Consider the following 24,245-nt stretch of genomic DNA (forward strand, 5'->3'; position numbering starts at 1 on the left):
GCCCCGCCTGATTTGCCCCCTCCCGCCGCGCCCCGTAAGAGTCCCGCCTTGCGAGGGGACGGGCCGGGCGGCCCGGGGCGGAGAGCGGCGATGGTGGATCTGGTGGGCTGGGTGGACGACAAGCTGCGGCGCGCCTTCGCGCGAGCGTCGCTGCCGGTCGAGGGCGTGAGATCCGTGCCCGCCACGCGCCCCGAGTTCGGCGACTTCCAGTGCAACGCCGCCATGGCGCTCGGCAAAGCGGCCAAGCGCAACCCGCGCGACCTCGCCGCCGCGGTGGCCGAGACGCTGCGGGCCGACCCCGACTTCGCCTCCGTCGAGGTCGCCGGGCCGGGCTTCCTCAACCTGCGCCTCGCCGACGGGTTCGTGGCCGGCCTCGCGCGCGAGCAGGCCGCGTCCCCCACGCTCGGCATCGTCCAGACCGGCGGCGCCCCCGTGCTGCTCGACTTCGGCGGCGCCAACGTGGCGAAGCCCCTCCACGTCGGACACCTGCGCTCGCTGGTGATCGGCGAGTCGCTGTCGCGCATCTTCCAGGCGCAGGGCCTGGAGACCGTGTCGGACGTGCATTTCGGCGACTGGGGCCTGCAGATGGGCATGCTCATCGGCGCCATCCGCCGCGCGCATCCCGGCCGGGCGCCGGGCACCGTGGGCGAGGTGATCGGCATCGACGAGATGCAGCGGCTCTATCCGGAGGCCGCCGCGGCCTGCAAGGCCGATCCCGGGCGCATGGCGGAGGCGCGGGCGCTGACGGCCGCGCTGCAGGGCGGCGACGCCGAAGCCCGCGCCGACTGGGCCGCGCTGCGCGCCACGTCCTTCGCCGACCAGAAGGGCGACTTCGACCGGTTAGGGGCGCATTTCGACCTCTACCTCGGCGAAAGCGACGTGCAGGCCACCGTCGACCGGCTCGTGCCCGACCTCATGGCCCGCGGGGTCGCCGAGCGCGACGACGGCGCCGTGGTGATCGCGGTCGCGGAGCCGTCGGACACGAAGCAGATCCCGCCGCTGATGCTGGAGAAGTCCGACGGCGCCGCCACCTACGGCACCACCGACCTCGCCACGATCGCCGACCGGCCCGACAACGCGGAGTCGCGGCACTGCGGCCGCTACGTCTACGTGGTGGACGAGCGCCAGTCGCTGCACTTCACGCAGGTGTTCCGCGCCGCCCGCCGGGCCGGCCTCGCGCCTGGCGTCGCCTTCACCCACGTCGGCTTCGGCACGGTGAACGGGCTCGACGGAAAACCCTACAAGACGCGCGAGGGCGGGGTCGCGCGGCTGCGCGACCTGCTCGACGAGGCGGTCGCCAAGGCGCGCGAGCGCGTCGACGCCTCGGACCCGGACGTCGACGCCGAGGAGCTGGCGCAGCAGGTGGGCCTCGCGGCCGTGAAATGGGCCGACCTGTCGACGGGCCGGCTCGGCGGCTACGTGTTCAACCTCGAGCGCATGATGTCGTTCGAGGGCAACACGGGCCCCTACGTGCAATATGCCTGCGTGCGGATCGGCGCCATCGCGGCCAGGGCGAAGGCGGCGGGCGCGGAAGCCTCGGCCATCGCGCTCGGCCACCCGGCCGAGCGGGCGCTCGCCATGGCCTGCCTGGGGCTGCCGAACGCCGTCGAGGCCGCGGCGGCCGGCGCCGCGCCGAACGAGATCGCCGGCTTCGCCTTCGCGGTGGCGCAGAGCTTCAGCCGCTTCTACACGGAATGCCCCGTGCTGGCGGCCGGGGAAGACGAGCGCGCCGCGCGCCTCGCGCTGTGCGAGCTCGCCTTCGCGGTGCTGTCGCGCGCGCTGTGGATGCTCGGCATCGCGGTGCCGCGGCGGATGTGAGGGGAGGTGATCCGGTGAGCAGCCTCAAGTTCGGGACCAGCGGGCTGCGCGGCCTCGTGGTCGACCTCGTCGGGCGGCCGACGGACGACCACGTGCGCGCCTTCCTGCTCGCGCTCGGGGACGAGCTCGCGCCGGGCTCGCCGGTGCTGATCGGCCGCGACCTCCGCGGCTCGAGCCCCGCCATCGCCGCGACCGCCGCCGCGGCGGTGGCGGCCTCGGGGTACAGGCCGCTCGACGGTGGCGCGCTGCCGACGCCCGCCCTGGCGCTGGAGGCCGCGCGCCTCGGCTGCCCGGCCGTGATGGTCACCGGCAGCCACATCCCGGACGACCGCAACGGGCTGAAGTTCTACACGGCGCGCGGCGAGATCACCAAGGACGAGGAGGCCGCGATCCTGGCCGCCCTGGCGCCCGGCGCGGCGAGCACGGGCGCGGCCGAGCCCCATCCGGAGGCGGCGCGGCGCTACCTCGCGCGCTACACCGACGCCTTCCCGGCCGACGCGCTGTCGGGCCTCCGGGTCGGCGTCTACCAGCACAGCACCGTGGTCCGCGACATGCTGGTCGAGCTGGTGGCCGCGCTCGGCGGCACGCCGGTGCCGTTCGGCCGCTCGGACAGCTTCGTGCCGGTCGACACCGAAGCCCACCGGCCGGAGGACCTCGCGGCGCTGAGGGCCGCCGCGGCGGAAAGCGCGCTCGACGCGATCCTCAGCGCGGACGGCGACGCCGACCGCCCCCTCCTGGCCGACGCGGACGGGAATGTGCTGCCCGGCGACGTGGTCGGCACGGTCGCGGCCCGCCACCTCGGCGCGGACGCGGTCGCGGTGCCGGTCTCGGCCAATTCCGCCATCGAGGCCGCGGGCGGCTTCGCCCGCGTGGTGCGCACGCGCATCGGCTCGCCCTACGTGGTGGCCGGCATGGCGGAGGCGGGCCGCGACGGCGCGGAGCGGATCGCGGGCTTCGAGGCCAACGGCGGCTTCCTGCTCGGTTCGGACGTCATGGTCGCGGGCCGGCGCCTCGGCGCCCTGCCGACGCGCGATGCCGCGCTGCCGCTCGTCGCGACCCTGGCGGCGGCGCGCGCGGCGGGATCGAGCCTCGCGGCGCTGGCCGCTTCCCTGCGCTTCAAGGCGACCGCGAGCCACCGCCTGCAGGAGGTGCCGCCCGCGCGCTCCGGCCCGTTCCTCGCGACCCTGGCCGACCCCGAGGCCCGCGCGGCCTTCCTCCGGCCGCTCGGCCGCGTCGCCTCGGTCAGCGCGGTCGACGGCGTCCGGGTCGGCCTGGAGGGGGGCTCTGTGATCCACTTCCGCGCCTCCGGCAACGCGCCCGAGCTGCGCTGCTATGCCGAGGCGGAGACGCCGGCGGAGGCCGAGCGCATCCTGCGCTGGGGGCTCGACGCGGCCGCGGCCGCGATGCGGGAGAGCCCCGGGGCGTGAGCCCGCGCGGGGCGCGGCAGGCCCGTGATGCGGAATTCGGCGGCTTCGGGCCGCTTCGGATGAACGTGATCGCCGGATGACAGCATCACGACCTGACCGACGGCTGTCTCGACCGCGGTGTTTCGGTTTGAGGTGCGCCTCAGATAAGTCGAAATCTCAGATGATTCGCTTGAGGCACGTTCGAAGAAACGGCGGAGAGGAGAGATATTCTAAAACATCCGTTGACTTATTGTAGAAATAATCAATTTCGGAAAAACTCGTCTGAAGATCACCTTGGGCCATTATGAATTAAAATATACATCGTCGCCGAAATTATTATTTTCAGAGATTTGCTACTGTAGGACGCGTGGTTCTCCGAGTATTAAGGGGTGGAGCCTCGATCCGTGCCGGTGTGAGCCGGATGAACGTGCGAGAGCTCTCCTGCTGTGCCAGAAACGGATGCGCTGTCGATGCGGCACCTCGTCGACATCGCAGAGCGCAAAGCCCTGTCGCCGTATTCGGGACGCCGCGAGCCCGAAAGGTACGGTAGCGGACGGATGAGCCATTGCAGCTCAGTCCATGCCGCCTCTTAACCGCCGGTGGTTTATCCTATTTTCGCCCTCCTCTCGGGCGGAGACCGATGCCGTTTTCCCAGTCCGCGTCAGTTCGCAATCGCCTCCTATCGATGCTGACGGCGGACGACTACAACCATCTCGTGCCGAAGCTGGAACGCGTCTCGCTGCCGGCCCAGACGCCCATCATCAGGGCCCATCAGCCCATCGAACACGTCCATTTTTTGGAGAGCGGCATCGTCACCACGGTCGCTCACACCGATGCGGGGCGGATCGAGGTCGGCATCATCGGGCGCGAGGGCGTCGTCGGGCTCCCCGCCATCCTCGGCGCGGACAGCGCCCCTTACACCTCGCAAGTCCAGGCGGAAGGAGCCGCCCTGCGGATCGCGACGTCGGATCTCAGCGCGGCTCTGGCGAGCCGCCCCTCGATCTTTCGCCCGCTCGGCCTGTTCGCACACACGCTGATGATCCAGTTGGCGCAAACCGCCTATGCCAACGCGACGTTCACGATCGAGGCGCGGCTGGCGCGCTGGGTTCTGATGACCCAGGACAGGACGGACGGCGACGATCTCGCCATGACCCACGGCTTTCTGTCGGCGATGCTCGGTGTGAGACGGCCCGGCGTGACGGTCGCCACCCATGTTCTGGAAGGCGTGGGAGCGATCCGGGCGGTCCGGGGGCGCATCGTGGTCCGCAACCGCGAAAGGCTCATCCACATCGCCGGGAGCGCCTACCAGGTCGCAGAAGCCGAATACGCTCGCGTGATGACACGGCTGTAGGCAGATGGGCAGGTCATGCACCCAGCCACACGAGCCATGGCGCCTCGCCCGCTGGAGGGCATGGATGCAGCGGGTCGGGGCCTTCCGCGATCGACGTCACTCAGGGCCGAATGCGATCAGCGCCAGGACGGCCGTGAGCAGCACTGCGAGCCCGCCGACGATATATTCGATGCTCTCCATCAGGTCACTCATCGCTTGGGGTGGCCGTCGCAGGGCCACCGAAATCGTTCTGCATTCCCGAGGAGCGATCTGCTCGTGTCTTTGATGTCCCGGTCGCCGCTGCCCGAGGTCAAAAACGCGCTCCCTCGCAGGTGACCGTCCCCCGGTGCACGACCAGGCCCGTCTCATCTCGCACGTCGCAGGCGACGGTGTGCAGTTCGCCGTCCGGCGGCTCGCAACGGGCGATATCCGGAAGCAGATGGGGACTTGGTCTCGCGCGTTGCCGATGGTGGCGAAGTCGTCGCCGAGCTCTCCCTCGTAAAATCCTTTCGCGTCGCGTGTTTGGAGACAGTATCGGAGCATGACGGGGCTGGAGGCCCGGATGAGCCGACGGTTTCGACCTCCGCTCACGCGTGTCGGGCCGGACGGTCGACATCAACGCATCTCCGGATTGATCTCACAACCCAAAAACAAGACCAGGACAGGTGGATGCCTCTGGGTGCGATACCGGACCGAGCGGCGCGCGCTTACACGCGATGACGTCGCACTCGCGACGACAGCGTCGCTGTCGATCGACGGGCGACCGAGCCTCTCCTGCTGCGCCCCCGGAGGAGTCCCGCCGACCGCGCCTGCGGCCCGAAGAAACCGCTCGCCCGACGCCACTGTATCTCACGCCGCCGACAGCGACGCTCCCGTGACAAGCCGCCTTCTCGCGTCTACATCCAAAGCGAGCACGACCGCGCCGCCTCGCGCGGTCACGGGAGGGCCACGAGTGGCGACGATCGCGGACGTGGCCCGGCGCGCCGGGGTGGCGACATCCACGGTCTCGCACGTCCTCAACCGCACGCGCGTCGTCAGCCCGGAAACCACCCGCGCCGTCGAGGAGGCCGTGGCGGCCGTCGGCTACACGCCGAACGTCCTGGCCCGCGCCCTGGCCCGCTCGGTCACCAACACGGTGGGCCTGGCGATCTCGACGAGCCGCAACCGCTACTTCGGCGACATCGCCAACGCGGTCGAGGGCGAATGCGCCAAGCTCGGCATGATGGTGCTGCTGGCCAACACGCGGGACGACCCGGACGAGGAACTGCGCGCCGTAGAAGAACTCCACCGCCGCCGCGTCGACGGCATCATCCTCACGCCCAGCGCCGGCCCGGACGCCGCGGCCCTCGCCTACCTGCGCGACAACGCGATCCCCGCCGTGCTGGTCGACCGGCTGCCGGAGGCGGGCTTCGACGGCATCGGCGTCGAGAACGCTTCCGCGATCGGGACGCTGGTCGACGAACTCGCCGTCCATGGCCACCGGCGCATCGGCCTCGTGGCCGGGCAGGAGGGCTTCACGACCACGCGGGAGCGCGTCGAGGGCTACGCCGCAGCGCTGCGCCGCCGCGGCCTCGCCCCCGATCCCGGCCTGTCCTCCGTGGGCCACGTCGAGGTCGCGACCGCGCGGGACGCGACGGCCCGCATGCTGGCCCTGCCGGAGCCGCCGACGGGCTTCATCGGCGCCAACAACCTCGCGACCGTGGGCATCCTCGCGGCGCTGCGCGGCGCCGGCCTCGCCGTGCCGCGCGACATCGCGCTCGTCGGCTTCGACGACTTCGAGTGGAGCGACTCCTTCGAGCCGAGCCTGACCGCCATGGCGCAGCCCTGCGACGAGATCGGGCGGCGCGCGGCGCTGCTGCTGCGGGCGCGGATCGGCAAGACCGCGGGCCCGCCCGCCCTCCACCGCCTCGCCCCGACGCTGATCCGGCGCGGATCGGGCGGGCGGAGCTGAGCCCGGCCGCGACCGCGCGGGGCGACGAGGAGGATCGGGGACTCTCGCCTGAGGTGAGTTTTATCTGAATTCGGCACGCTCAGGTTGGGATCGGCTGCGCTGCTCAGAATTTCAGCTCGAACTCATGCAACAAAGCGGCATGGCTGCCTTGCGTTCATCCAGCCGTCATGCAAAAAACCACCGCCGAGACGAAAAAAGACCGCTCCCCTCGCGGAAAGCGGCCTGAGTCTAGGGAGGAAACGCCCAAGAAGGGCATGCACCGCGAACGGTGCGAATCGAAGAATATACCGCACTGCAAAAATCTCAAGCCCTCCGGGGCTCTTTCGTCGTTGGCGGTCAGGCTGGGGCAAGCTTCAGCGGCCGGCGGAGGACCGCTTGGCCTCGGCGCGGAGCAACATGCCGAACAGGTCGCGCGGCTCGTCGGGGTCGGCCAGGAGGTCGAGGTCGCGGCCGAAGCCCGTGCCGGCGATGCGCTCCCGCACGTAGCGCAGGGCCGAGAAATCCTCGATCGCGAAGCCCACGGAGTCGAATATAGCCCGATTCCGTGAGGATGCGGGGTTGACGGCGGGGTCGCTTTCGATTCGGTTTTGTGTCGATGATCAAGCGCCATTTCCTGAGCAAGGACGATCGTGCGCGGCTGACGGGCATCGCGCGGGATGGGCTTGAGGAGCATCGGGTCGCCCGGCGCGCCAACGCGATCCTTTTGTTGGACAAGGGCTGGAGTTGCGAGCAGGTTTCGGAGGCTCTCCTCCTGGACGACGACACGATCCGGAGCTGGTTCAAGGTTTATCGCGAGGGCGGCGTACCGGCTCTGGCGCGCTTCGACTTGGCGGGCGGGCACCGCGCCTTGACGGTGGAGCAGCTCACGGCCCTGAAAGCCTGGGCCACGGAGGCGCTTCCGGCGTCGACACGCGCGATCGGTCATCACATCCGGACGACGTATGGCATGTCGTACACGCGATCCGGTTTGATCAAGCTGATGGCGGCGCTGGATTTTGTCTGGCGCAAGCCTGACCTTGTGCCCTCGCATCTCGACCTTGCGGCGCAGGAAGCGTTCATCGAGCAGCATGAGCGGCTCCGCAACGGCCTTGGGGCCGACGAAGCGATCGTCTACGGCGATGCCGTTCACCCGACCCATCAGACGCGACCGGCGGGCGTGTGGATGCCGCGTGGCGCCGACGTCGCGGTTCCTGCGGCGTCGGGCCGTGATCGCATGAACATCCATGGTGTGATCGACCTGGAGACCGGCGCGACGCGGATGAAGGAAGTGCTTTCGGTCGATGCGCAAAGCACGATCGAGCTTCTGACCTCCATCGAGAACGCCTACACGACGATGCGTCGGATCCATGTCTATCTGGACAACGCCCGCTATCATCATGCCCGTGCTGTTCAGGATTGGATGAGGCAACCGGGACGGCGCATCGTGCTTCACTTCATCCCGAGTTACTGCCCTCACCTCAACCCGATCGAGCGGCTCTGGGGCGTGATGCACCAGAACGTCACCCACAACCGGTACTATGCCACATTCAAGGACTTCGCGGAGGCGATCCTGACATTCCTCAAGGAAACGGTCCCGAAGCACTTCAGTCGCTTCTCATCCCGAATCACCGATAACTTCCGCATCCGAGACCCAAAGGATTCTCGGGTCGTCGCGTCGTAGATGTATAGCGTGACCTGCCGCGCGTCGCGCCGGCCCGGGGCCTCGCCGGCCACCACGCGCCACAGCTCCGTCACCGGGTGGTCCGGCGGGAGCTGCTGGATCTCGCCCTCGACCCGCGTCTGTGGCGGATATTCCACGAAGATGTCGGCGCGCCGCAGCACGCCCGCGCCGACCTCGGTCTTGCCGGGGCAGTCGCCCCCCACCGCGTTGACGTGCACGCCCGCGCCGACGTGGTTGTCGCCGAGCACGGTGGCGCGGCGCTTGTCGGCCGTGGCGGTGGTGACGATCTCGGCGCCCTGCACGGCCTCCTCGACGCTCCCGGCCGCGTGGATGGTGAAGCCAAGATGCGCGAGGTTGGCGGCGCACTTGCGCGTGGCCGCGGGGTCGACGTCGTAGAGGCGCAGCCGGTCGACGCCGAGCAGCGCCTTGAAGGCCAGGGCCTGGAACTCCGACTGTGCGCCGTTGCCGATCAAGGCCATGGTGCGGGCGCCCCGCGGCGCGAGGTGCTTCGCCGCCACGGCCGAGGTCGCGGCCGTGCGCAGCGCCGTGAGGATCGTCATCTCGCAAAGCAGCAGCGGGTAGCCCGTCGCGACGTCGGCCAGCATGCCGAAGGCCGCCACGGTCTGGCGCCCCGTGCGGCCGTTCAGCGGGTGGCCGTTGACGTATTTGAAGCTGTAGAGCGCGCCGTCGCTGGCGGGCATCAGCTCGATCACGCCCTCGGCGCTGTGCGACGCCACCCGCGCCACCTTGTCGAAGCGCTCCCAGCGGCGGAAATCCTCCTCGATCGCCTCCGCCAGCCCGTGGAGGAAGCGCTCCACCCCGGTGTCGAGCACGAGGCCCATCATGTCGTCGACGCTGACGAAGGGGACGAGGTTCAGCACGGTCATGGCCCTCACGAGCTCCGGGTCGGGCGGTCCAGGATGCGCCGGCCCATGAGGCTCGCGGCGAGGTCGACCATCAGGATGGCGGTGCGGCCGCGCTCGTCGAGGAAGGGGTTCAGCTCGACGAGGTCGAGGCTGCGCACGAGGCCGCTGTCGCGCAGCATCTCCATGGCGAGGTGGGCCTCGCGGAAGGTCGCGCCGCCCGGCACCGTGGTGCCGACGCCGGGCGCGATGCCGGGGTCGAGGAAGTCCACGTCGAGGCTGACGTGCAGCATGGCGTTCGCCGCCGCGGCGCGCGCGAGGAAGCCCGCGAGCGGCGCCGCGAGGCCGCGCTCGTCGATCGAGCGCATGTCGTGGACCTCGATGGGGCCTTCCGCCAGCGCGCGGCGCTCGACGGGGTCGACGCTGCGCAGCCCGATCATGCAGACGTGCTCGGGCCTCACGGGCACGGCCGGCCCCGGCATCGAGGGTGCGAAGCCGGGGCGGCCCGTGAGGTAGGCCATGGGCGTGCCGTGCAGGTTGCCGCTTTCCGTCGTGTCGAGCGTGTGGAGGTCCGGGTGCGCGTCGAGCCACACGACCCACAGTTCGCGCCCTTCGGCCGCGGCTCTCCGGCTCATGCCGGCGATCGTGCCGGCCGACAGGCTGTGGTCGCCGCCGAGGAAGATCGGGAAGCTGTCGCGGCTCGCCGCATAGGCCGCCTCGTCGAGCGCCGCCGTCCAGGCCGCGATCTCGGCGAGGTTGCGGATCGCCCGGTTGGGGTGGTGGACGTCCCGCAGGGGGCCGCGCGCGACGCTGCCCCGGTCCTCGACCGCGAAGCCGAGCCCGGTCAGCGCCTCCGCGAGCCCGGCCGCCGCGTAGGCGGCCGGGCCCATGCCGCAGCCGCGCCGGCCCGTGCCGGCCTCCACGGGCGCGCCGATCAGCGCGCAGGGTCCCTCGTGCATCGGGTCGGCTCCTCGGGTCGCCGCGGCAGGGTAGCGGGGCGGGACGGGGAAGGGAACGGAGAGCCCGGACAGCCCCCCGCCGTGCCGCACGGCCGGGTCGGCGGACGGCCGTCCCATGAACGCCTGTTCAGGGAAACGTGGCTTGGGAAACCCGAAATCGTACCGGGAACGCCCCCATTGGGTCAGAGTTTCGGTCCTTTTTGTGGGAAATATTCCCACGTCCAGACGGCGGGGCTACCCGCCGAACCGGTCGCAACCCATCGCAATGGATGAAACCATGATCCGCTCTGTCACGATCGCCGCCCTGGTCGCCGCCACCTTCGCCTCCGTCCCCGTCGCCTTCGCGAAGGACATCAAGGAGACGAGGACCTTCACCAAGGCCGACGGCACGGTGGTGGTCGCCAAGACGAACTTCCACACGAAGACGGACGTCACCGACCTCAAGGTGACGAAGACCAAGACCGACGGCAAGGTCCGCACCGTCAGCGAGAAGATCGCGCCCAACCATCAGGACGGCTTCACCGTCTCCAAGACCGTAACGGGCTTCAACGGCCAGACCCATTCGTCGACCAGCACCGTCGGCGCGGGCCGCTCGTCGACCTCGGCCAACTCGGGCGGTCACGCCGGCGGCCACGGCAAGGCCTGACGCCCCGCTCACCTACCCCGCCGACGCCGCCCCCTCGCGGCGCCGGCGGGCGACCGGGACGCCGGATGCGGCGATGCGTCTACCGTTCCGGTGTTCCCCCGACGCTCCGCCGTCCCGACCATCTCCAGCCCTTTGCGCGAGCCATCGATGAAGTTCCGCGTCGCGATCCTCGCCCTGCTGCTGACCTCCGTGACGGTCGGCGGGTGCGTCGGCCCCCGTCCCTGCCCGCCCGGCACGCACCCCGAACCCTACGGCCGGCGCTGCTTCCTGAACTGAGGCGGGATCGGACCTCGCGCCGTTCGGGATCGCCGACGGCCGGTGCCTCGCCCGCTGTCCGCGTGACCCGGATCGAACCGCGTCTGGATCTCCCCCCGGCCCGGAAGCGCCTCGGCCTCGGGTGAGACAGGCCGTCCCGATGCGGTATAACCTTCGACACGGCCCGAGCCGGCGGGATCGGGCCGCGCCGCCCCGCGCGGCGGCCCGAGGGAACGGTGAGCATGGCAGGATCGCACGAGGCCGTCATCCACGACGGGGGCGCGCTGGGCGAGCGCATGCGGGCGCTCGACTGGTCCGCGACGCCGCTCGGGCGGCCCGGCACCTGGCCCGCCGCCCTGCGCACGCTGGTCGGCGTCATGCTCGGCTCGAAACAGCCCATGTTCACGGTCTGGGGCGAGGGGCTGACGCTGCTGTTCAACGACGCCTACCGCTCCGTGCTCGGCCACAAGGAACGCGACGCGCTCGGCCGCAACTTCCTCGACGTGTGGCACGAGATCCGTGCCGACCTCGTGCCGCTCGTCGAGCGCGCCTTCGCGGGCGAGTCCACCCACATGGACGACATCATGCTCATGATGGACCGCGAGGGGCTGGACCCGGAGGCGCATTTCGCCTTCTCCTACACGCCCGTCCGCGACGAGGGCGACGCCGTGCGCGGCTTCTTCTGCGCCTGCACGGAGACCACCGACGTCGTCATGGCGAACCGGCGCCAGGCCTTCCGCCTGGAGCTGGAGGACGCGCTGCGCGGCATCGACGACGCGGAATCCCTCATGGACGCCGCCGTGGGGGCGCTGGGCCGCCACCTCGGCGCGAGCCGGGCCGGCTACGCCGAGGTCGAGGACGACGACGAGACCGTGGTGCTCGCGTCGAGCTACACCGACGGCGTGTCGGTCCTGGAAGGCCGCTTCGGCCTCAGCAGCTTCGGGGGCGCCAACGCGGCGCGGCAGCGCCGGGGCCGGACCACCGTGGTGCCGGACGTGCTGCTCGACCCCGACTTCGACGCCGAGGTCTTCGCCGCCATCGGCACGCGGGCCTTCGTGTCGGTGCCGATCATCCGGGCCGGCCGCCTCGCCGCGACCCTTTTCATGAACCAGTCCGCGCCGCGCCGCTGGTCGGCCGCGGACGTCGCGCTGGTGGAGGCCGTCGCGGCGCGGGTCAGCGACGCGGTGCAGCGCGTGCGCGCCGAGCACGAGGCCCGCGACAGCGCGGCCCGGTTCCGCACCCTCACCGAGGCCATCCCCAACCAGGTCTGGACCGCGACGCCGGCCGGCGACGTCGACTGGGCCAACGAGCGGACGCTCGAGTACTGCGGCACGCGCGACTTCATCGCCGAAGGGAAGGCCTGGACCGCGCTGGTCCACCCCGAGGACGCGCCCGGCGCCGTGGAGCGCTGGTCGTCCGCGCTGTCCGCCGGCACCGTCTACGAGACCGAGTTCCGCATCCGCCGCCACGACGGCGAGGACCGCTGGCACCTCGTGCGGGCGCTGCCCGAGCGCAACCCCGCGGGCGAGGTCGTGCGCTGGATCGGCACCAACACCGACATCGACGACCAGAAGCGGGCCGAGCTGGCGCTGGCGGCCGCCAAGGCGGCGGCCGAGGAGGCCAACGTCGCCAAATCCACCTTCATCGCCAACATGAGCCACGAGCTGCGCACGCCGCTGTCCGCCATCATCGGCTACAGCGAGATGATGGCCGAGGAGATCGCCGACGGCTGCGACGGGGCCGAGCTCGCGGGCGACATGGCCAAGGTCGAGAACAACGCCCGGCACCTCCTCGGCCTCATCAACGACGTGCTCGACCTCAGCAAGATCGAGAGCGGCAAGATGGATGTCTACGCCGAGGCCTTCGAGGTCGAGCCGACCCTGCGCGAGGTCGCCGCCACGGTGGAAAGCCTCGTCGGCAAGAAGAGCAACCGGCTGGTGCTGGAGATGGCGCCCGGCCTGGGCCGCGCCCACACCGACCTGACCAAGCTCCGGCAGGTGCTGCTGAACCTGCTGTCCAACGCCGCCAAGTTCACGGAAGGCGGCACGGTCACGCTGTCCGCCTCGCGCGGGCCGGGGCCGGGCGGGGCCGACCGCCTGACCTTCGCGGTGCGGGACACCGGCATCGGCATGACGGCCGAGCAGCTGGCCAAGCTGTTCCAGCGCTTCACCCAGGCCGACGCCTCGACCACGCGCCGCTTCGGCGGCACGGGGCTCGGCCTGTCGCTCACCCGCGCCTTCGCGGACATGCTGGGCGGCGAGGTGCGGGTCGACAGCGCCGAGGGGCAGGGGAGCACCTTCACCTTCGCGCTGCCCGCCATCTTCGTGCCGGCCGAGCCGGAGTCCGCCTCGCCCGATCCGGAGCCGGCGTCCGGGGAAGGGGGGGAGGCCGGGGCCGGCGACCTCGTGCTGGTGATCGACGACGACGCCGACCAGCGCGCGCTGACGACGCGCTTCCTCCACCGCGAGGGCTTCCGCGTGCAGGTCGCGTCCGACGGGCGGCGCGGCCTGGAGATCGCCCGCAGGCTCCGGCCGCGCGCCATCCTGCTCGACGTGATGATGCCCGGCATCGACGGCTGGTCGGTGCTCACCGAGCTCAAGGCCGACCCGGACCTGTCCTCGACGCCCGTGGTGATGGTGACCTCGGTCGACCAGCGCAGCCTCGCGGCCTCGCTCGGGGCCGCCGAATACATGATCAAGCCGGTGCGTTGGGACCGCTTCCGCGACGTCATGGAGCGGTTCCGCAGCGCGTCGGGCGGGATCCTGGTCGTCGAGGACAGCGACGACGCGCGGGCGGCCGTCTGCTCCATGCTGGCGGACGACGGCTGGACCGTGACGGAGGCGGGCGACGGGCACCAGGGCCTGGCGCGGGCGGCCGAGCGGCGCCCCGACGTGGTGCTGCTCGACCTCAACATGCCCACGATGGACGGCTTCGACTTCCTCGACGGGCTGCGCAGGCTGCCGGGCTGCGCCGATGTGCCCGTGGTGGTGCTGACGGCGCGCAACCTGTCCACGGAGGACCGGCGGCGCCTGCGCGGCGCGAGCCAGATCCTCAACAAGGGCGACATCAGCCTGCGCGCGCTGGTGGAGCGCCTGCACCGGCTCGCGGAGCCCGCGGCGGAGGGGGCGGGGAGGGGGTGAACGGAAGGCCGGGGCTTTCGATCATCGTCCGACGTTTGGCAGAAAATGCTGACCTCCCTTATCCTTGTAAACAAGGATGAGGGAGGAGTGAAAGAGTTCTGCCGCTGGTGCGCTGTCCTCCGCTGTGTCGCGCCCGCCCGCGATCGGCTAGGCTGCCCCGTCGGCGGGGCGGGGAGGACGGGATGGCGGTGCGGCTGAACCTCGCGGTGCAGGGCCTCTTCGCCACGCCCGTGGCGGCGCTGGAGGTGCCGGGGGCGGAGCGCATCAACGCGGCGCTCGGCGAGGCCATCCTGCGGCGGCGGGCCGAGGCGCCCTCCGTGCAGGCGTCGAACGCGGGTGGCTGGCATTCCGACCGGGACATCCTCGCCTGGGGCGGCCCGGCCGTCGCCGAGGTGATCGAGCTCGCGCGCGGCATGGCGGCGCAGCTCACGGCGGACCGCGCCGGCGCCCCCGTGCGCCCCGCCTGGCGCGTCTCGGCCTGGGCCAACGTCAACGCCAGCGGCCACGCCAACGTGGCGCACTACCACGGCGGCGCCTTCTGGTCCGGCACCTACTACGTCGACGACGGCGGCTGCGCGGCCGACCCCTCGCTCGGCGGCGAGTTCGAGATGCTGGACCCGCGCGGCCCCGGCCCCGGCATGTACGCCCCCGGGCTCAAGTTCACCGGCGACGGCGCTTCCGCGGGCGGCGCCGAGACGATCCGGCCGAAGCCGGGGCTCCTGATCCTGTTCCCGTCCTGGCTGCTCCACCAGGTGCGGCCCTACCGCGGCACCGGCACCCGGATCTCGGTGGCCTTCAACCTGTCGCTGCCCCAGTGAGCCTCGTCGCCCCGCGGGCGCCGACGCGGCGCCAGGTCGAGATCGTCGGCCTGCTGCGCGAGAAGGGCCGCGTCACGGTGGAGGACCTCGCGGCGCATTTCACGGTCACGCCGCAGACCATCCGGCGCGACCTCAACGACCTCAGCGACGCCCAGATGGTGGTGCGGGTGCACGGCGGCGCCATGGTGGCGTCCGGCGTCGTCAACCTCGCCTACGAGGCGAGGAAGCTCATCGCCGGCCCGCACAAGCGGCTGATCGGGGAAGCGGCGGCGCGGCTGGTGCCGGATCATTCCTCCGTGTTCCTCACCATCGGCACCACCACCGAGGAGGTGGCGCGCGCGCTCGGCGGCCACGCGGGGCTCCTCGTCATCACCAACAACCTCCAGGTCGCGGCCGAGCTCTACCGCAACAGCGCGATCGAGGTGGTGGTCACGGGCGGCAGCGTGCGCCACGGCGACGGCGGCATCGTGGGGGCGCAGTCGGAAGCGCTGATCGCGCAGTTCCGCGTCGACCTCGCGGTGATCGGCACCTCGGCGGTCGACGCCGACGGCACGCTGCTCGACTTCGACATCCGCGAGGTGCAGGCGCAGCGCGCCATCATCGAGCACGCGCGCCGCGTGGTGCTGGTGGCGGATTCCAGCAAGTTCGCCCGCTCGGCCCCCGTGCGGGTCGCCCACCTCGACGACGTCGACATCCTGGTCACCGACCGGCTGCCGCCCGCCACGGCCGAGCTGTGCCGCGCGCACGGCGTCGAAGTGGTGGAGGCCGGCGGTCCAATAGAGAGCGAGGACGAATGAGCAGAAGCTAAATATCGAATGAGCGCGCTTTTGTTTTCGTTCTGACCTTCGTTTTATTCGCTTGCCAGTTCTTCCGCCTTCGACATAGGCTCGCCTCCATCGGACGAATGAGCGCCCCATCGAGGGCGCCGGGCCGGGAGGACGACCATGCACAGCCCGCACGGGATGGTGGCCGGGGCGCATCGCCCGTGAGCCTCGTGCTCGACAAGGTCGGCTACAAGCGCGGCGGGGAGGTCTACGTCGACGACGTGTCGCTCGACCTCGCGCCCGGCTCGATGAACGTGCTGCTCGGCCCGACGCTGTCGGGCAAGACCACGCTGATGCGCCTGATGGCCGGGCTCGACCGCCCGACGGCGGGCCGCCTCGTCGAGGACGGGCGCGACGTCACCGGCCTCGGCGTGAAGCACCGCTCGGTCGCCATGGTGTACCAGCAGTTCGTCAACTACCCGACGCTCACCGTCTACGAGAACATCGCGTCCCCGCTGCGTGTGCAGGGCCTGGCCGAGGCCGAGATCGAGGCGCGCGTCGCCCGCGCCGCCAAGCTGATGCGGCTCGAACCCATGCTGAAGCGCACGCCCGCGCAGCTGTCCGGCGGCCAGCAGCAGCGCACCGCCCTCGCGCGGGCCCTCGTCAAGCAGGCGAGGCTCGTGCTGCTCGACGAGCCGCTCGCCAACCTCGACTACAAGCTTCGCGAAGAACTGCGCGAGGAGCTGCCGCGCCTCTTCGCCGAGACCGGCGCCATCCTGGTCTACGCCACCACCGAGCCGAGCGAGGCGCTGCTGCTGAAGGGGCGCACCGCCACGCTGAGCGAGGGGCGCGTCACCCAGTTCGGGCCGACCGCGCGCGTCTACCGCGAGCCGGACACGCTGGCCGCCGCCCGCGTCTTCTCCGACCCGCCGCTGAACGAGCTCCCCGCCTCCGCGGTGGCGGCCGCGAAGGAGCTGCCGGCGGGCGCCAGCACGGTCGGGTTCCGCGCCGACGCCGCGGCCGTGGCGGCGCCCGGCGGCCCGGGCGCCCGCGCCAGCTTCCCCGGCACCGTCGCGGTGACGGAGATCTCGGGCTCGGAATCCTTCGTCCACGTCGCCACCGACGCCGGCCTCGGCACGCTCGTGTGCCTCGTCGATGGCGTGCACAGCTTCGAGCCCGGCCAGCGCGTCGAGGCGCGGGTCGACCTCGCCCGCGCCTTCGCGTTCGCGGCCGACGGGCGGCGGCTCGGCGCGCCCGCCGCGCCGGCGTCGGCGCCGCGCGTCGCCGTGCCGGCCTGAGCGGGGACCGCGCCATGGCCCAGATCACCCTCGACGGCATCGGCCACGCCTACGGGCTGGACCCGAAGTCGGACGCCGACTTCGCCCTGAAGCCGCTCCACCACGTGTGGGAGGCCGGCCGCGCCTACGCGCTGCTCGGCCCTTCCGGCTGCGGCAAGACCACCCTGCTCAACATCATCTCGGGGCTGGTGATCCCGAGCCACGGGCGCCTGCTCTTCGACGAGCGCGACGTCACCCGCCTGCCGACCGAGAAGCGCAACATCGCGCAGGTGTTCCAGTTCCCCGTCATCTACGACACGATGAGCGTGGCCGAGAACCTCGCCTTCCCGCTGCGCAACCGGGGGCTCGCGACGCCGCTGGTCCAGAAGCGCGTCGCCGAGGTCGCGGCCATGCTGGACCTGACGGCGGACCTGAAGCGCCGCGCCCGCGGCCTCACGGCCGACGCCAAGCAGAAGATCTCGCTCGGCCGCGGCCTCGTGCGCCCGGACGTCTCGGCCGTCCTCTTCGACGAGCCCCTGACCGTGATCGACCCGGCCCTGAAGTGGGAGCTGCGCTCGAAGCTCAAGGCCGTGCACCGCGCGCTCGACCTCCTGATGATCTACGTCACCCACGACCAGGTCGAGGCGCTGACCTTCGCCGATCGCGTCGTGGTGATGAACGAGGGCCGCGCCGTGCAGGTCGGCACGCCGGCCGAGCTGTTCGAGCGGCCCGAGCACACCTTCGTGGGCTACTTCATCGGCTCGCCCGGCATGAACCTGCTCCGCGCCGAGGTGTCGGGCGCGGAAGCGCGGGTCGACGGCCACGTGCTGCCGCTCGGCTCCGCCTACCCGACCCTGAAGCCCGGGCAGGCCGTGACGCTCGGCATCCGGCCCGACTACGCGACCCTCGTGGCGGGCGGGGGACTGCCCGTGACGGTGACGCGGGTCGACGACCTCGGCCGCAAGCTCCTGGCCCACGTCGCCCTCGGCGGCGGGCAGACCGCCGTGGCCAGCGTGCCGCGCGGCATGTCGGTCGAGCCCGGCCCGGCGCGCCTCGGGCTCGATCCCGAGAAGCTCCACGTCTACGTCGACGAGCGCCGCGTCGAGGGCCGGTCGCTGAAGGCGGGGAGGGCCGCCTGATGGACGGACGCGTGTGGGACAACCGCGCCTGGCTCTTCGTCGTGCCGGTGCTGATCTTCGTGCTGTTCTCCTCCCTCGTCCCGATGATGACGGTGGTGAACTACGCCTTCCAGGACTCGATGGGGCAGAACAGCTTCTTCTGGAACGGCCCCGGCTGGTTCCAGGGCCTGCTCGACCCCTCGACGGCGGTGGGCGCGCGCTTTCAGGGCGCGCTCCTGCGCAACTTCCTGTTCTCCTTCGTCGTGCTGGCGATCGAGGTCCCGCTCGGCATCGCGGTGGCGCTGTGCATCCCGAAGTCCGGCTGGCGGGTCGGCGCCGTGCTGGTCTTCATCGCGCTGCCGCTGCTGATCCCCTACAACGTCGTCGGCACCATCTGGCAGCTCTTCTCGCGCACCGACATCGGCCTCTTCGGCGTGGCGCTCGACCGCTCCGGCGTGCCCTTCAACGTCACGCAGAACGCGGGCTCGGCCTGGGCCGTCATCGTGCTGATGGACGTGTGGCACTGGACCTCGATGGTGGCGCTGCTGTGCTACGCGGGCCTCAAAGCCATCCCGGACGCCTATTACCAGGCGGCCCGCATCGACGGCGCGGGCCGCTGGAGCGTGTTCCGCAACATCGAGCTGCCGAAGCTGCGCAAGGTGCTGATCATCGCCATGCTGCTCCGCTTCATGGGCTCGTTCATGATCTACGCCGAGCCCTTCACGGTGACGGGCGGCGGGCCCGGCGAGGCGACCAGCTTCCTGTCCGTCGACCTCGTCAAGATGGCGCTGGGCCAGGTCGACCTCGGCAACGCCGCCGCCTATTCGCTGGTCTACAACCTGATCACGCTGACGGTCTGCTGGGTGTTCTTCACCTACACGACCCAAGCGGATTCGAAGGACGCCGCATGAGCTCCTCCGCGATCTCCGCCCCGCTCGCGGGGAGCCAGGCCCGCGGCGTCCGGGTCGCCCGCCGCCCGGCGGGGCGGACCCTCGGCATGGCGGCCTACATGCTGTTCCTGCTCGTGCCGGTCTATTGGCTGATCAACACGAGTTTCAAGACCAACCCGGACATCCTGTCGGGCCTGAGCCTCTGGCCGCAGCGCCCGACGCTGGAGAACTACGCCAAGATCTTCACCGACCCCGACTGGCACGCGGCCTTCGTCAACTCGGTGCTGATGGTGACGATCAACACCGTGCTGTCCGTGGCGGTGGCCCTGCCCGCCGCCTACGCGTTCAGCCGCTACCGTTTCGTCGGCGACAAGCCGCTGTTCTTCTGGCTCCTGTCGAACCTGATGGCGCCGCCGGCCGTCTACGCGCTGCCGTTCTTCAACCTGTATTCGGCGACGGGGCTGTTCGACACGATCTGGGCCGTGGCGCTGGCGCACTGCCTGTTCAACGTGCCCCTCGCGGTGTGGATCTTGGAGGGCTTCATCTCCGGCGTGCCGCGCGAGATCGACGAGACGGCCGCGATCGACGGCTATTCGTTCCCGCGCTTCTTCATCAAGATCTTCCTGCCCTTGATCGCCAACGGCATCGGGGTCGCGGCCTTCTTCTGCTTCATGTTCTCCTGGGTCGAGCAGCTCCTCGCCACGACCCTCACCACCGTCAACGCCAAGCCGATCGCCGGCATGATGTCGCGCGCCTATTCGGCCGCGGGGCTCGACTGGGGCCTGCTCGCCGCGGCCGGCACGCTCACCATGATCCCCGGCGCGGTCGTGATCTGGTTCGTGCGCAACCACATCGCCAAGGGCTTCGCCCTCGGGCGGGTCTGAAGGGTTCCGTGATGGACGACGTCGCCCAGCGCATCGCCTGGATGGCCTGGACCTGGCAGACGGTGCTGTTCTTCGCCGGCATCGCGCTCTGCCTGGCGGCGCTGACCACGCTGGCGGTGCTGCGGCCCGAGACGCCGCGCGTGGGCGTGCTCGGCTTCGCCACGACGCGGGGGGACCGCTTCTTCGTGTCGCTGCTCCTGTCCGCCTTCATCTTCGTGGGCTTCGTGCGCCTCGGCGGCGAGGACTTCGCCTGGCCCGGCCTCGCGGCCGTCGCCGCGGCGGCGCTGCTGTTCCGCTTCGCCTGAACGGGCGTTCGCGCCGGCCCGCGACGCGGGCGGCGCCAAGACCAACGAGACACGGGGCGATCCCGCACCCGGCCGCAGAAGGAGGAAACCCATGGTCGATCGCCGCCAAGTCATCAAGGGCGCCGCCGCGCTCGGCGTCGCGGGCGCCGCCGGCGTCATCAAGCCCACCCCGAGCTACGCCCAGAAGGTCGACGCCGCCAAGAAGTGGGTCGACGCCGAGTTCCAGCCCTCGACCCTGTCCAAGGACGAGCAGATGGCGGAACTCGAATGGTTCATCAACGCCGCCAAGCCCTACGCGGGCATGAACCTCAGCTGCGTGTCCGAGTCGCTGAAGGTCCACGACTACGAATCTCAGGTCCTGACCAAGGCCTTCGCCGAGATCACCGGCATCCAGGTCAAGCACGACATCATGGACGAGGGCGCCCTCGTCGACAAGATCGGCGTCGAGATGCAGTCGGGCCGGCCGATCTACGATTTCTGGATGAACGATTCCGACTTCATCGGCACGCATCCGCGCTACAACGACATCGTCGACGGCTCGCTCACCGACTTCATGGCGAACAACGGCAAGGACGTGACCAGCCCGACGCTGGACCTCAACGACTTCATGGGGCTCTCCTTCGGCACCTTCACGGACGGCAAGCTGTACCAGCTGCCCGACCAGCAGTTCGCGAACCTGTACTGGTTCCGCTACGACTGGTTCCAGCGCCCCGAGCTGAAGCAGCGCTTCAAGGCGAAGTACGGCTACGAGCTCGGCGTTCCCGTCAATTGGTCGGCCTACGAGGACATCGCCGACTTCTTCACCAACGACGTGAAGGAGATCGACGGCCAGAAGGTCTACGGCCACATGGACTACGGCAAGAAGGACCCCTCGCTCGGCTGGCGCTTCACGGACGCCTGGCTGTCGATGGCGGGCGCCGGCGACCGCGGCCTGCCGAACGGCAAGCCCGTCGACGAATGGGGCATCCGCCTGGAGAACGGCCTGCCGGTGGGCTCGTCCATCACCCGCGGCGGCGACGCCAACGGGCCGGCGGCCGTCTACGCGCTGACCAAGTACATCGACTGGCTGAAGAAATACGCCCCGCCGGAGGCGGCCGGCATGGACTTCCTCGAATCCGGCCCGGTGGTCGGCCAGGGCCACGTCGCCCAGCAGATCTTCTGGTACTCGGCCTTCACGGATTCGGCCCGCAAGGCCGAGGCCGTGATGAACCCGGACGGCACGCCGAAGTGGCGCATGGCGCCCTCGCCGCACGGGGCGTATTGGAAGGATGGCATGAAGCTCGGCTACCAGGACGTCGGCTGCTGGACCATGCTGAAATACGCCCCCATGCCCAACATCAAGGCGGGCTGGCTCTACGCGCAGTTCACGACCTCGAAGACCGTGTCGCTCAAGAAGGCGCTGACCACGCTCCACCTCATCCGCGAGTCGGACGTGTGGCACCCGGCCATGACCGAGCTCGCGCCCAAGGTCGGCGGCCTCGTCGAGTTCTATCGCTCGCCGGCCCGCAAGCAGTGGACCCCCACGGGCGTCAACGTGCCGGACTATGCCAAGATGAGCCAGGTGTGGTGGCAGAACATCGCCAACGCCATCTCGGGCCAGGTGACGCCGCAGGCCGCCATGGACGGCCTCGCGCGCGACCAGGACGCCATCATGACGCGCCTGGAGAAGAGCGGCGTGCAGGGCAAGCTCGGCCCGAAGATGAACAAGGAGATGACGGCCGAATACTGGTACGACCGCGCCGAGAAGGACGGCAACCTCGCGCCGCAGCGCAAGCTGGCCAACGAGAAGCCGCAGGGCGAGACGGTGGACTACGACACGCTGATCAAGTCCTGGCCCTCGACCCCGCCCAAGAAGGCCTGACGCCGCGGAGGAGGGGGCGCCGCACCCGGTCGCCCCTTCCAAGGGTAGCGTCCGATCGAGTGGTGGAGATTTTGGGTCGAGAGCGGCGGGCGGAGCTCCGCCCATAGCGGAGGCCGCCGCTCTCCTGGGTGATCACCGTGCCCCCTGGTAGGGTCGGGTTGCTGACCAGCGACACGAACCGGAGAGCACGATGACCGATGACACACTGCCACTTCTCGACGCGTTGCTGAAGCGCGGCGGAGGCGATTTCATGAAGGAGCTGGCCGAAGAGGTCCTGGGACGGCTGATGGCCTTTGACGTCGAGGGCCAGATCGGCGCCGGCCGCTACGAGCGCAACGAGGAGCGCACCACGCAGCGCAACGGGTACCGCCACCGCGCCTTCGACACGCGGCTGGGAACGCTCGATCTCAAGATCCCGAAGCTGCGCAAGGGCTCGTACTTTCCCGGCTTCCTGGAGCCGCGCCGCACGACCGAGCAGGCGCTCGTGGCGGTGATCCAGGAGGCCTGGATCCAGGGCGTGTCGACCCGCAAGGTCGACGACCTCGTTCAGGCCATGGGGCTGAGCGGGATCTCGAAGAGCCAGGTGTCGGAGCTTTGCAGGGCATCGACGCCCGCGTGAACTCCTTCCTTGAGCGGCCGATCGAGGGCGAGTGGACCTACCTGTGGCTGGACGCGACCTATCTGAAGGTGCGCGAGAACGGGCGCATCGTGTCGGTGGCGGCGATAATCGCCACGGGGGTGAACACCGACGGGCGCAGGGAAATTTTGGGGCTCGGCCTCGGCCCGTCGGAAGCAGCGACGTTCTGGCTCGGGTTCCTGCGCGGGTTGGAGAAGCGCGGCCTGAAGGGTGTCAAGCTGGTCATCTCGGACTCGCACGAAGGCTTGAAGGCCGCCATCGCGCAGATCTTCCAAGCAACGTGGCAAAGGTGTCGAGTTCATTTCATGAGGAACGCGTTGGCTCATGTGTCCAAGCCTCAGCATCAGATGGTAGCTGCCGCGATCCGGACGGTGTTCATGCAGGCTGACCAGGCTGCGGCGTCGAAGACCTGGCGCCAAGTCGCCGATCAGCTGCGTCCCCGCATCCGCAAGCTGGCGGAGTTGATGGACGAGGCCGAAGCTGACGTGATCGCCTTCATGAGCTTTCCCAAACAGCACTGGCCGAAGCTACACAGCACGAACCCCATCGAACGATTGAACAAGGAGGTGAAGCGGCGCGCCGACGTGGTCGGCATCTTTCCCAACGAGGAATCGATCAAGCGACTGGTCGGTGCGGTCCTGCTCGAACAGAACGATGAGTGGCAGCTCCAGCACCGCTACATGACGCTCGAAACCATGGCCGGCCGCGCCGACGAGCCGACGGCCTTGACCCACATCGCAGCCTGATTGCCCGTCAGGGGACCGCGGTGAACACCCGACCAAACTACACCATCTTGACGGACGTGATCCTTCCAAGCTTCGCGTGGTCTCGCTCCGCCGTCCAGCGGGGGCGGAACAGCGCAGGTCGCCCGCGGCGCTCTGTAGCTGCCTCGCCTGACCTTTGGACCAGGGAGTCAGCCGGGGTCACCCAACTCCGTCTCGACCCGTCGCCGGATGGTGATGTCCTCTGATGTCGCTACCCTCGCCGGCCTTCCGTGGCCATCCCATTTGACGGCACCCTGAGCGGCGAGGCCGATGATCTGAGGTCGGCAGTCTCGGCCGTCGAGCGAGTAGCGGGATTTCCCTCCCGATCTCGTCATCTCGATCCTGTCCAGATTTTGCAAGACGTTGGCCTGCAACACCGTGAGCATCATGTCATATGCCCTTGTCCTATGATGTGTGTCGTCCGGGGATGCAGAGATATTTCCATGTGATCTCTAACATGTGTTGCTGGAAGCAAAAATAAAAAGGGCCGCTCACCTTGCTGCGAGCGGCCCAAGTCAGGGGAGGAAGCGTCCAATATGGACGTGCGCCCTCAGGCGCGTCAGAAAGACGGCAGGTCACCTAGGGATGTTCCGGCCGGTCCCTGAAACGCTTCGCTTGGGAACGGCGCGAATCTCTCGGCTACGTTGCGGGATGGTCCTTCACGGCCGGCGAGTCGATGCCGAGCACGACCACTGTGTAGAGAAGGAGCCTGTTCGCATCGGACACCTCGACGCTGAATTCCTTGCCGTCCCACACATAGTCTGGGCGGTCCTTTATGGTGCCCGCGGCGAAGTTGACGGCCTCGATCCGCGCCGCGTTGAGATCGCGAAGCTCCGTCCCGTCCTCGTCAGGATCGAATCCACCATCCTTTCGGTCGAAGAAGTAGCGGGGCATGGCAG

19 protein-coding genes and 3 pseudogenes are annotated in these 24,245 nt (G+C 70.0%); 17 read left to right on the forward strand and 5 right to left on the reverse strand.

Annotated features, from left to right (window positions below; genetic code table 11):
• The first annotated feature begins 90 nt into the window (after positions 1-90).
• From argS to L7N97_RS14020, 4 genes are all read left to right on the forward strand, one after another.
• Entirely contained in the window at positions 91-1,818 is a 1,728-nt protein-coding gene (gene argS, locus L7N97_RS14005) for an arginine--tRNA ligase (protein ID WP_237478969.1), read from the forward strand.
• Between the two features lie 14 nt (positions 1,819-1,832).
• Entirely contained in the window at positions 1,833-3,245 is a 1,413-nt protein-coding gene (locus L7N97_RS14010) for a phosphohexomutase domain-containing protein (RefSeq protein ID WP_237478970.1), read from the forward strand.
• Between the two features lie 619 nt (positions 3,246-3,864).
• A complete protein-coding gene (locus tag L7N97_RS14015; RefSeq protein ID WP_237478971.1) occupies positions 3,865-4,575 on the forward strand; it encodes a Crp/Fnr family transcriptional regulator in 711 nt (236 codons plus the stop codon).
• A 931-nt stretch (positions 4,576-5,506) separates the two neighbouring features.
• Positions 5,507-6,505, forward strand: a complete 999-nt coding sequence (locus L7N97_RS14020) for a LacI family DNA-binding transcriptional regulator (protein ID WP_237478972.1) — start codon at positions 5,507-5,509, stop codon at positions 6,503-6,505.
• A 353-nt stretch (positions 6,506-6,858) separates the two neighbouring features.
• Here the strand turns inward: L7N97_RS14020 and L7N97_RS14025 are convergent.
• A pseudogene (locus tag L7N97_RS14025) lies at positions 6,859-7,044 on the reverse strand (ornithine cyclodeaminase); the annotation flags it as partial.
• A 56-nt stretch (positions 7,045-7,100) separates the two neighbouring features.
• On the opposite strand from L7N97_RS14025, the gene L7N97_RS14030 reads away from it, so the two are divergent.
• A complete protein-coding gene (locus tag L7N97_RS14030; RefSeq protein WP_237482112.1) occupies positions 7,101-8,165 on the forward strand; it encodes an IS630 family transposase in 1,065 nt (354 codons plus the stop codon).
• Positions 8,166-8,169: 4 nt separating this feature from the next.
• Here the strand turns inward: L7N97_RS14030 and L7N97_RS14035 are convergent.
• Together L7N97_RS14035 and rocF are read right to left on the reverse strand one after the other, a co-directional pair.
• Positions 8,170-9,052: pseudogene (locus tag L7N97_RS14035) on the reverse strand (ornithine cyclodeaminase); the annotation flags it as partial.
• A gap of 5 nt (positions 9,053-9,057) precedes the next feature.
• Complete coding sequence (rocF, locus tag L7N97_RS14040) at positions 9,058-9,987, reverse strand: arginase (RefSeq protein ID WP_237478973.1); 930 nt, start codon at positions 9,985-9,987, stop codon at positions 9,058-9,060.
• 277 nt (positions 9,988-10,264) lie between these two features.
• Between rocF and L7N97_RS14045 the strand changes: the two genes are divergently transcribed.
• The 12 genes and pseudogenes from L7N97_RS14045 (at position 10,265) to L7N97_RS14095 (ending at position 23,328) form a co-directional block, all read left to right on the forward strand.
• Positions 10,265-10,633, forward strand: a complete 369-nt coding sequence (locus L7N97_RS14045; RefSeq protein WP_237478974.1) for a hypothetical protein — start codon at positions 10,265-10,267, stop codon at positions 10,631-10,633.
• 147 nt (positions 10,634-10,780) lie between these two features.
• Positions 10,781-10,909 (forward strand): hypothetical protein, encoded by a 129-nt coding sequence (locus L7N97_RS29765; RefSeq protein ID WP_255721666.1) that lies wholly within the window; start codon positions 10,781-10,783, stop codon positions 10,907-10,909.
• A gap of 221 nt (positions 10,910-11,130) precedes the next feature.
• Complete coding sequence (locus L7N97_RS14050; protein WP_237478975.1) at positions 11,131-14,028, forward strand: response regulator; 2,898 nt, start codon at positions 11,131-11,133, stop codon at positions 14,026-14,028.
• A gap of 182 nt (positions 14,029-14,210) precedes the next feature.
• A complete protein-coding gene (locus tag L7N97_RS14055; protein ID WP_237478976.1) occupies positions 14,211-14,846 on the forward strand; it encodes a TIGR02466 family protein in 636 nt (211 codons plus the stop codon).
• Positions 14,843-15,643: a DeoR/GlpR family DNA-binding transcription regulator gene (locus L7N97_RS14060; protein WP_237478977.1), complete on the forward strand. Its 801-nt coding sequence runs from the start codon at positions 14,843-14,845 to the stop codon at positions 15,641-15,643. The genes L7N97_RS14055 and L7N97_RS14060 overlap by 4 nt, the downstream gene beginning before the upstream one ends.
• A 188-nt stretch (positions 15,644-15,831) precedes the next feature.
• The gene (locus L7N97_RS14065; protein ID WP_237478978.1) at positions 15,832-16,908 is read left to right on the forward strand and encodes an ABC transporter ATP-binding protein; all 1,077 of its coding nucleotides are present in this window, start codon (positions 15,832-15,834) and stop codon (positions 16,906-16,908) included.
• A gap of 14 nt (positions 16,909-16,922) precedes the next feature.
• On the forward strand, positions 16,923-18,026 hold the full coding sequence (locus L7N97_RS14070) for an ABC transporter ATP-binding protein (RefSeq protein WP_237478979.1): 1,104 nt from the start codon (positions 16,923-16,925) through the stop codon (positions 18,024-18,026).
• Positions 18,026-18,916 carry a carbohydrate ABC transporter permease gene (locus L7N97_RS14075; protein ID WP_237478980.1) on the forward strand — a complete coding sequence of 297 codons (891 nt, stop codon included), beginning with the start codon at positions 18,026-18,028 and terminating at the stop codon, positions 18,914-18,916. Before L7N97_RS14070 ends, L7N97_RS14075 begins: the two co-directional genes overlap by 1 nt.
• Positions 18,917-19,002: 86 nt before the next feature.
• Positions 19,003-19,779 carry a carbohydrate ABC transporter permease gene (locus tag L7N97_RS14080; protein WP_237482237.1) on the forward strand — a complete coding sequence of 259 codons (777 nt, stop codon included), beginning with the start codon at positions 19,003-19,005 and terminating at the stop codon, positions 19,777-19,779.
• A gap of 11 nt (positions 19,780-19,790) precedes the next feature.
• On the forward strand, positions 19,791-20,084 hold the full coding sequence (locus tag L7N97_RS14085) for a DUF2160 domain-containing protein (RefSeq protein ID WP_237478981.1): 294 nt from the start codon (positions 19,791-19,793) through the stop codon (positions 20,082-20,084).
• Between the two features lie 91 nt (positions 20,085-20,175).
• Entirely contained in the window at positions 20,176-21,945 is a 1,770-nt protein-coding gene (locus L7N97_RS14090; protein ID WP_237478982.1) for an ABC transporter substrate-binding protein, read from the forward strand.
• Positions 21,946-22,135: 190 nt separating this feature from the next.
• Positions 22,136-23,328, forward strand: a pseudogene (locus L7N97_RS14095) (IS256 family transposase).
• Between the two features lie 167 nt (positions 23,329-23,495).
• Here L7N97_RS14095 and L7N97_RS14100 read toward each other — a convergent pair.
• Both L7N97_RS14100 and L7N97_RS14105 read right to left on the reverse strand, forming a co-directional pair.
• A complete protein-coding gene (locus tag L7N97_RS14100; protein WP_237478983.1) occupies positions 23,496-23,735 on the reverse strand; it encodes a hypothetical protein in 240 nt (79 codons plus the stop codon).
• Positions 23,736-23,985: 250 nt separating this feature from the next.
• Complete coding sequence (locus tag L7N97_RS14105; protein ID WP_237478984.1) at positions 23,986-24,240, reverse strand: DUF6894 family protein; 255 nt, start codon at positions 24,238-24,240, stop codon at positions 23,986-23,988.
• Positions 24,241-24,245 lie beyond the last annotated feature (5 nt).

It is taken from the genome of Lichenibacterium dinghuense, from assembly GCF_021730615.1.
GTDB lineage: Bacteria > Pseudomonadota > Alphaproteobacteria > Rhizobiales > Beijerinckiaceae > Lichenihabitans > Lichenihabitans dinghuensis.

Excerpts from the sequence above, each read along its gene's own strand:
- L7N97_RS14105 (WP_237478984.1), bottom strand. The coding sequence starts at position 24,240 with ATGCCCCGCTACTTCTTCGACCGAAAGGATGGTGGATTCGATCCTGAC.
- L7N97_RS14050 (WP_237478975.1), top strand. The coding sequence starts at position 11,131 with ATGGCAGGATCGCACGAGGCCGTCATCCACGACGGGGGCGCGCTGGGC.
- L7N97_RS14070 (WP_237478979.1), top strand. The coding sequence starts at position 16,923 with ATGGCCCAGATCACCCTCGACGGCATCGGCCACGCCTACGGGCTGGAC.
- L7N97_RS14090 (WP_237478982.1), top strand. The coding sequence starts at position 20,176 with ATGGTCGATCGCCGCCAAGTCATCAAGGGCGCCGCCGCGCTCGGCGTC.
- L7N97_RS29765 (WP_255721666.1), top strand. The coding sequence starts at position 10,781 with ATGAAGTTCCGCGTCGCGATCCTCGCCCTGCTGCTGACCTCCGTGACG.
- L7N97_RS14045 (WP_237478974.1), top strand. The coding sequence starts at position 10,265 with ATGATCCGCTCTGTCACGATCGCCGCCCTGGTCGCCGCCACCTTCGCC.
- argS (WP_237478969.1), top strand. The coding sequence starts at position 91 with ATGGTGGATCTGGTGGGCTGGGTGGACGACAAGCTGCGGCGCGCCTTC.
- L7N97_RS14085 (WP_237478981.1), top strand. The coding sequence starts at position 19,791 with ATGGACGACGTCGCCCAGCGCATCGCCTGGATGGCCTGGACCTGGCAG.
- L7N97_RS14080 (WP_237482237.1), top strand. The coding sequence starts at position 19,003 with ATGGCGGCCTACATGCTGTTCCTGCTCGTGCCGGTCTATTGGCTGATC.
- L7N97_RS14100 (WP_237478983.1), bottom strand. The coding sequence starts at position 23,735 with ATGATGCTCACGGTGTTGCAGGCCAACGTCTTGCAAAATCTGGACAGG.
- L7N97_RS14030 (WP_237482112.1), top strand. The coding sequence starts at position 7,101 with ATGATCAAGCGCCATTTCCTGAGCAAGGACGATCGTGCGCGGCTGACG.
- rocF (WP_237478973.1), bottom strand. The coding sequence starts at position 9,987 with ATGCACGAGGGACCCTGCGCGCTGATCGGCGCGCCCGTGGAGGCCGGC.
- L7N97_RS14075 (WP_237478980.1), top strand. The coding sequence starts at position 18,026 with ATGGACGGACGCGTGTGGGACAACCGCGCCTGGCTCTTCGTCGTGCCG.
- L7N97_RS14015 (WP_237478971.1), top strand. The coding sequence starts at position 3,865 with ATGCCGTTTTCCCAGTCCGCGTCAGTTCGCAATCGCCTCCTATCGATG.
- L7N97_RS14055 (WP_237478976.1), top strand. The coding sequence starts at position 14,211 with ATGGCGGTGCGGCTGAACCTCGCGGTGCAGGGCCTCTTCGCCACGCCC.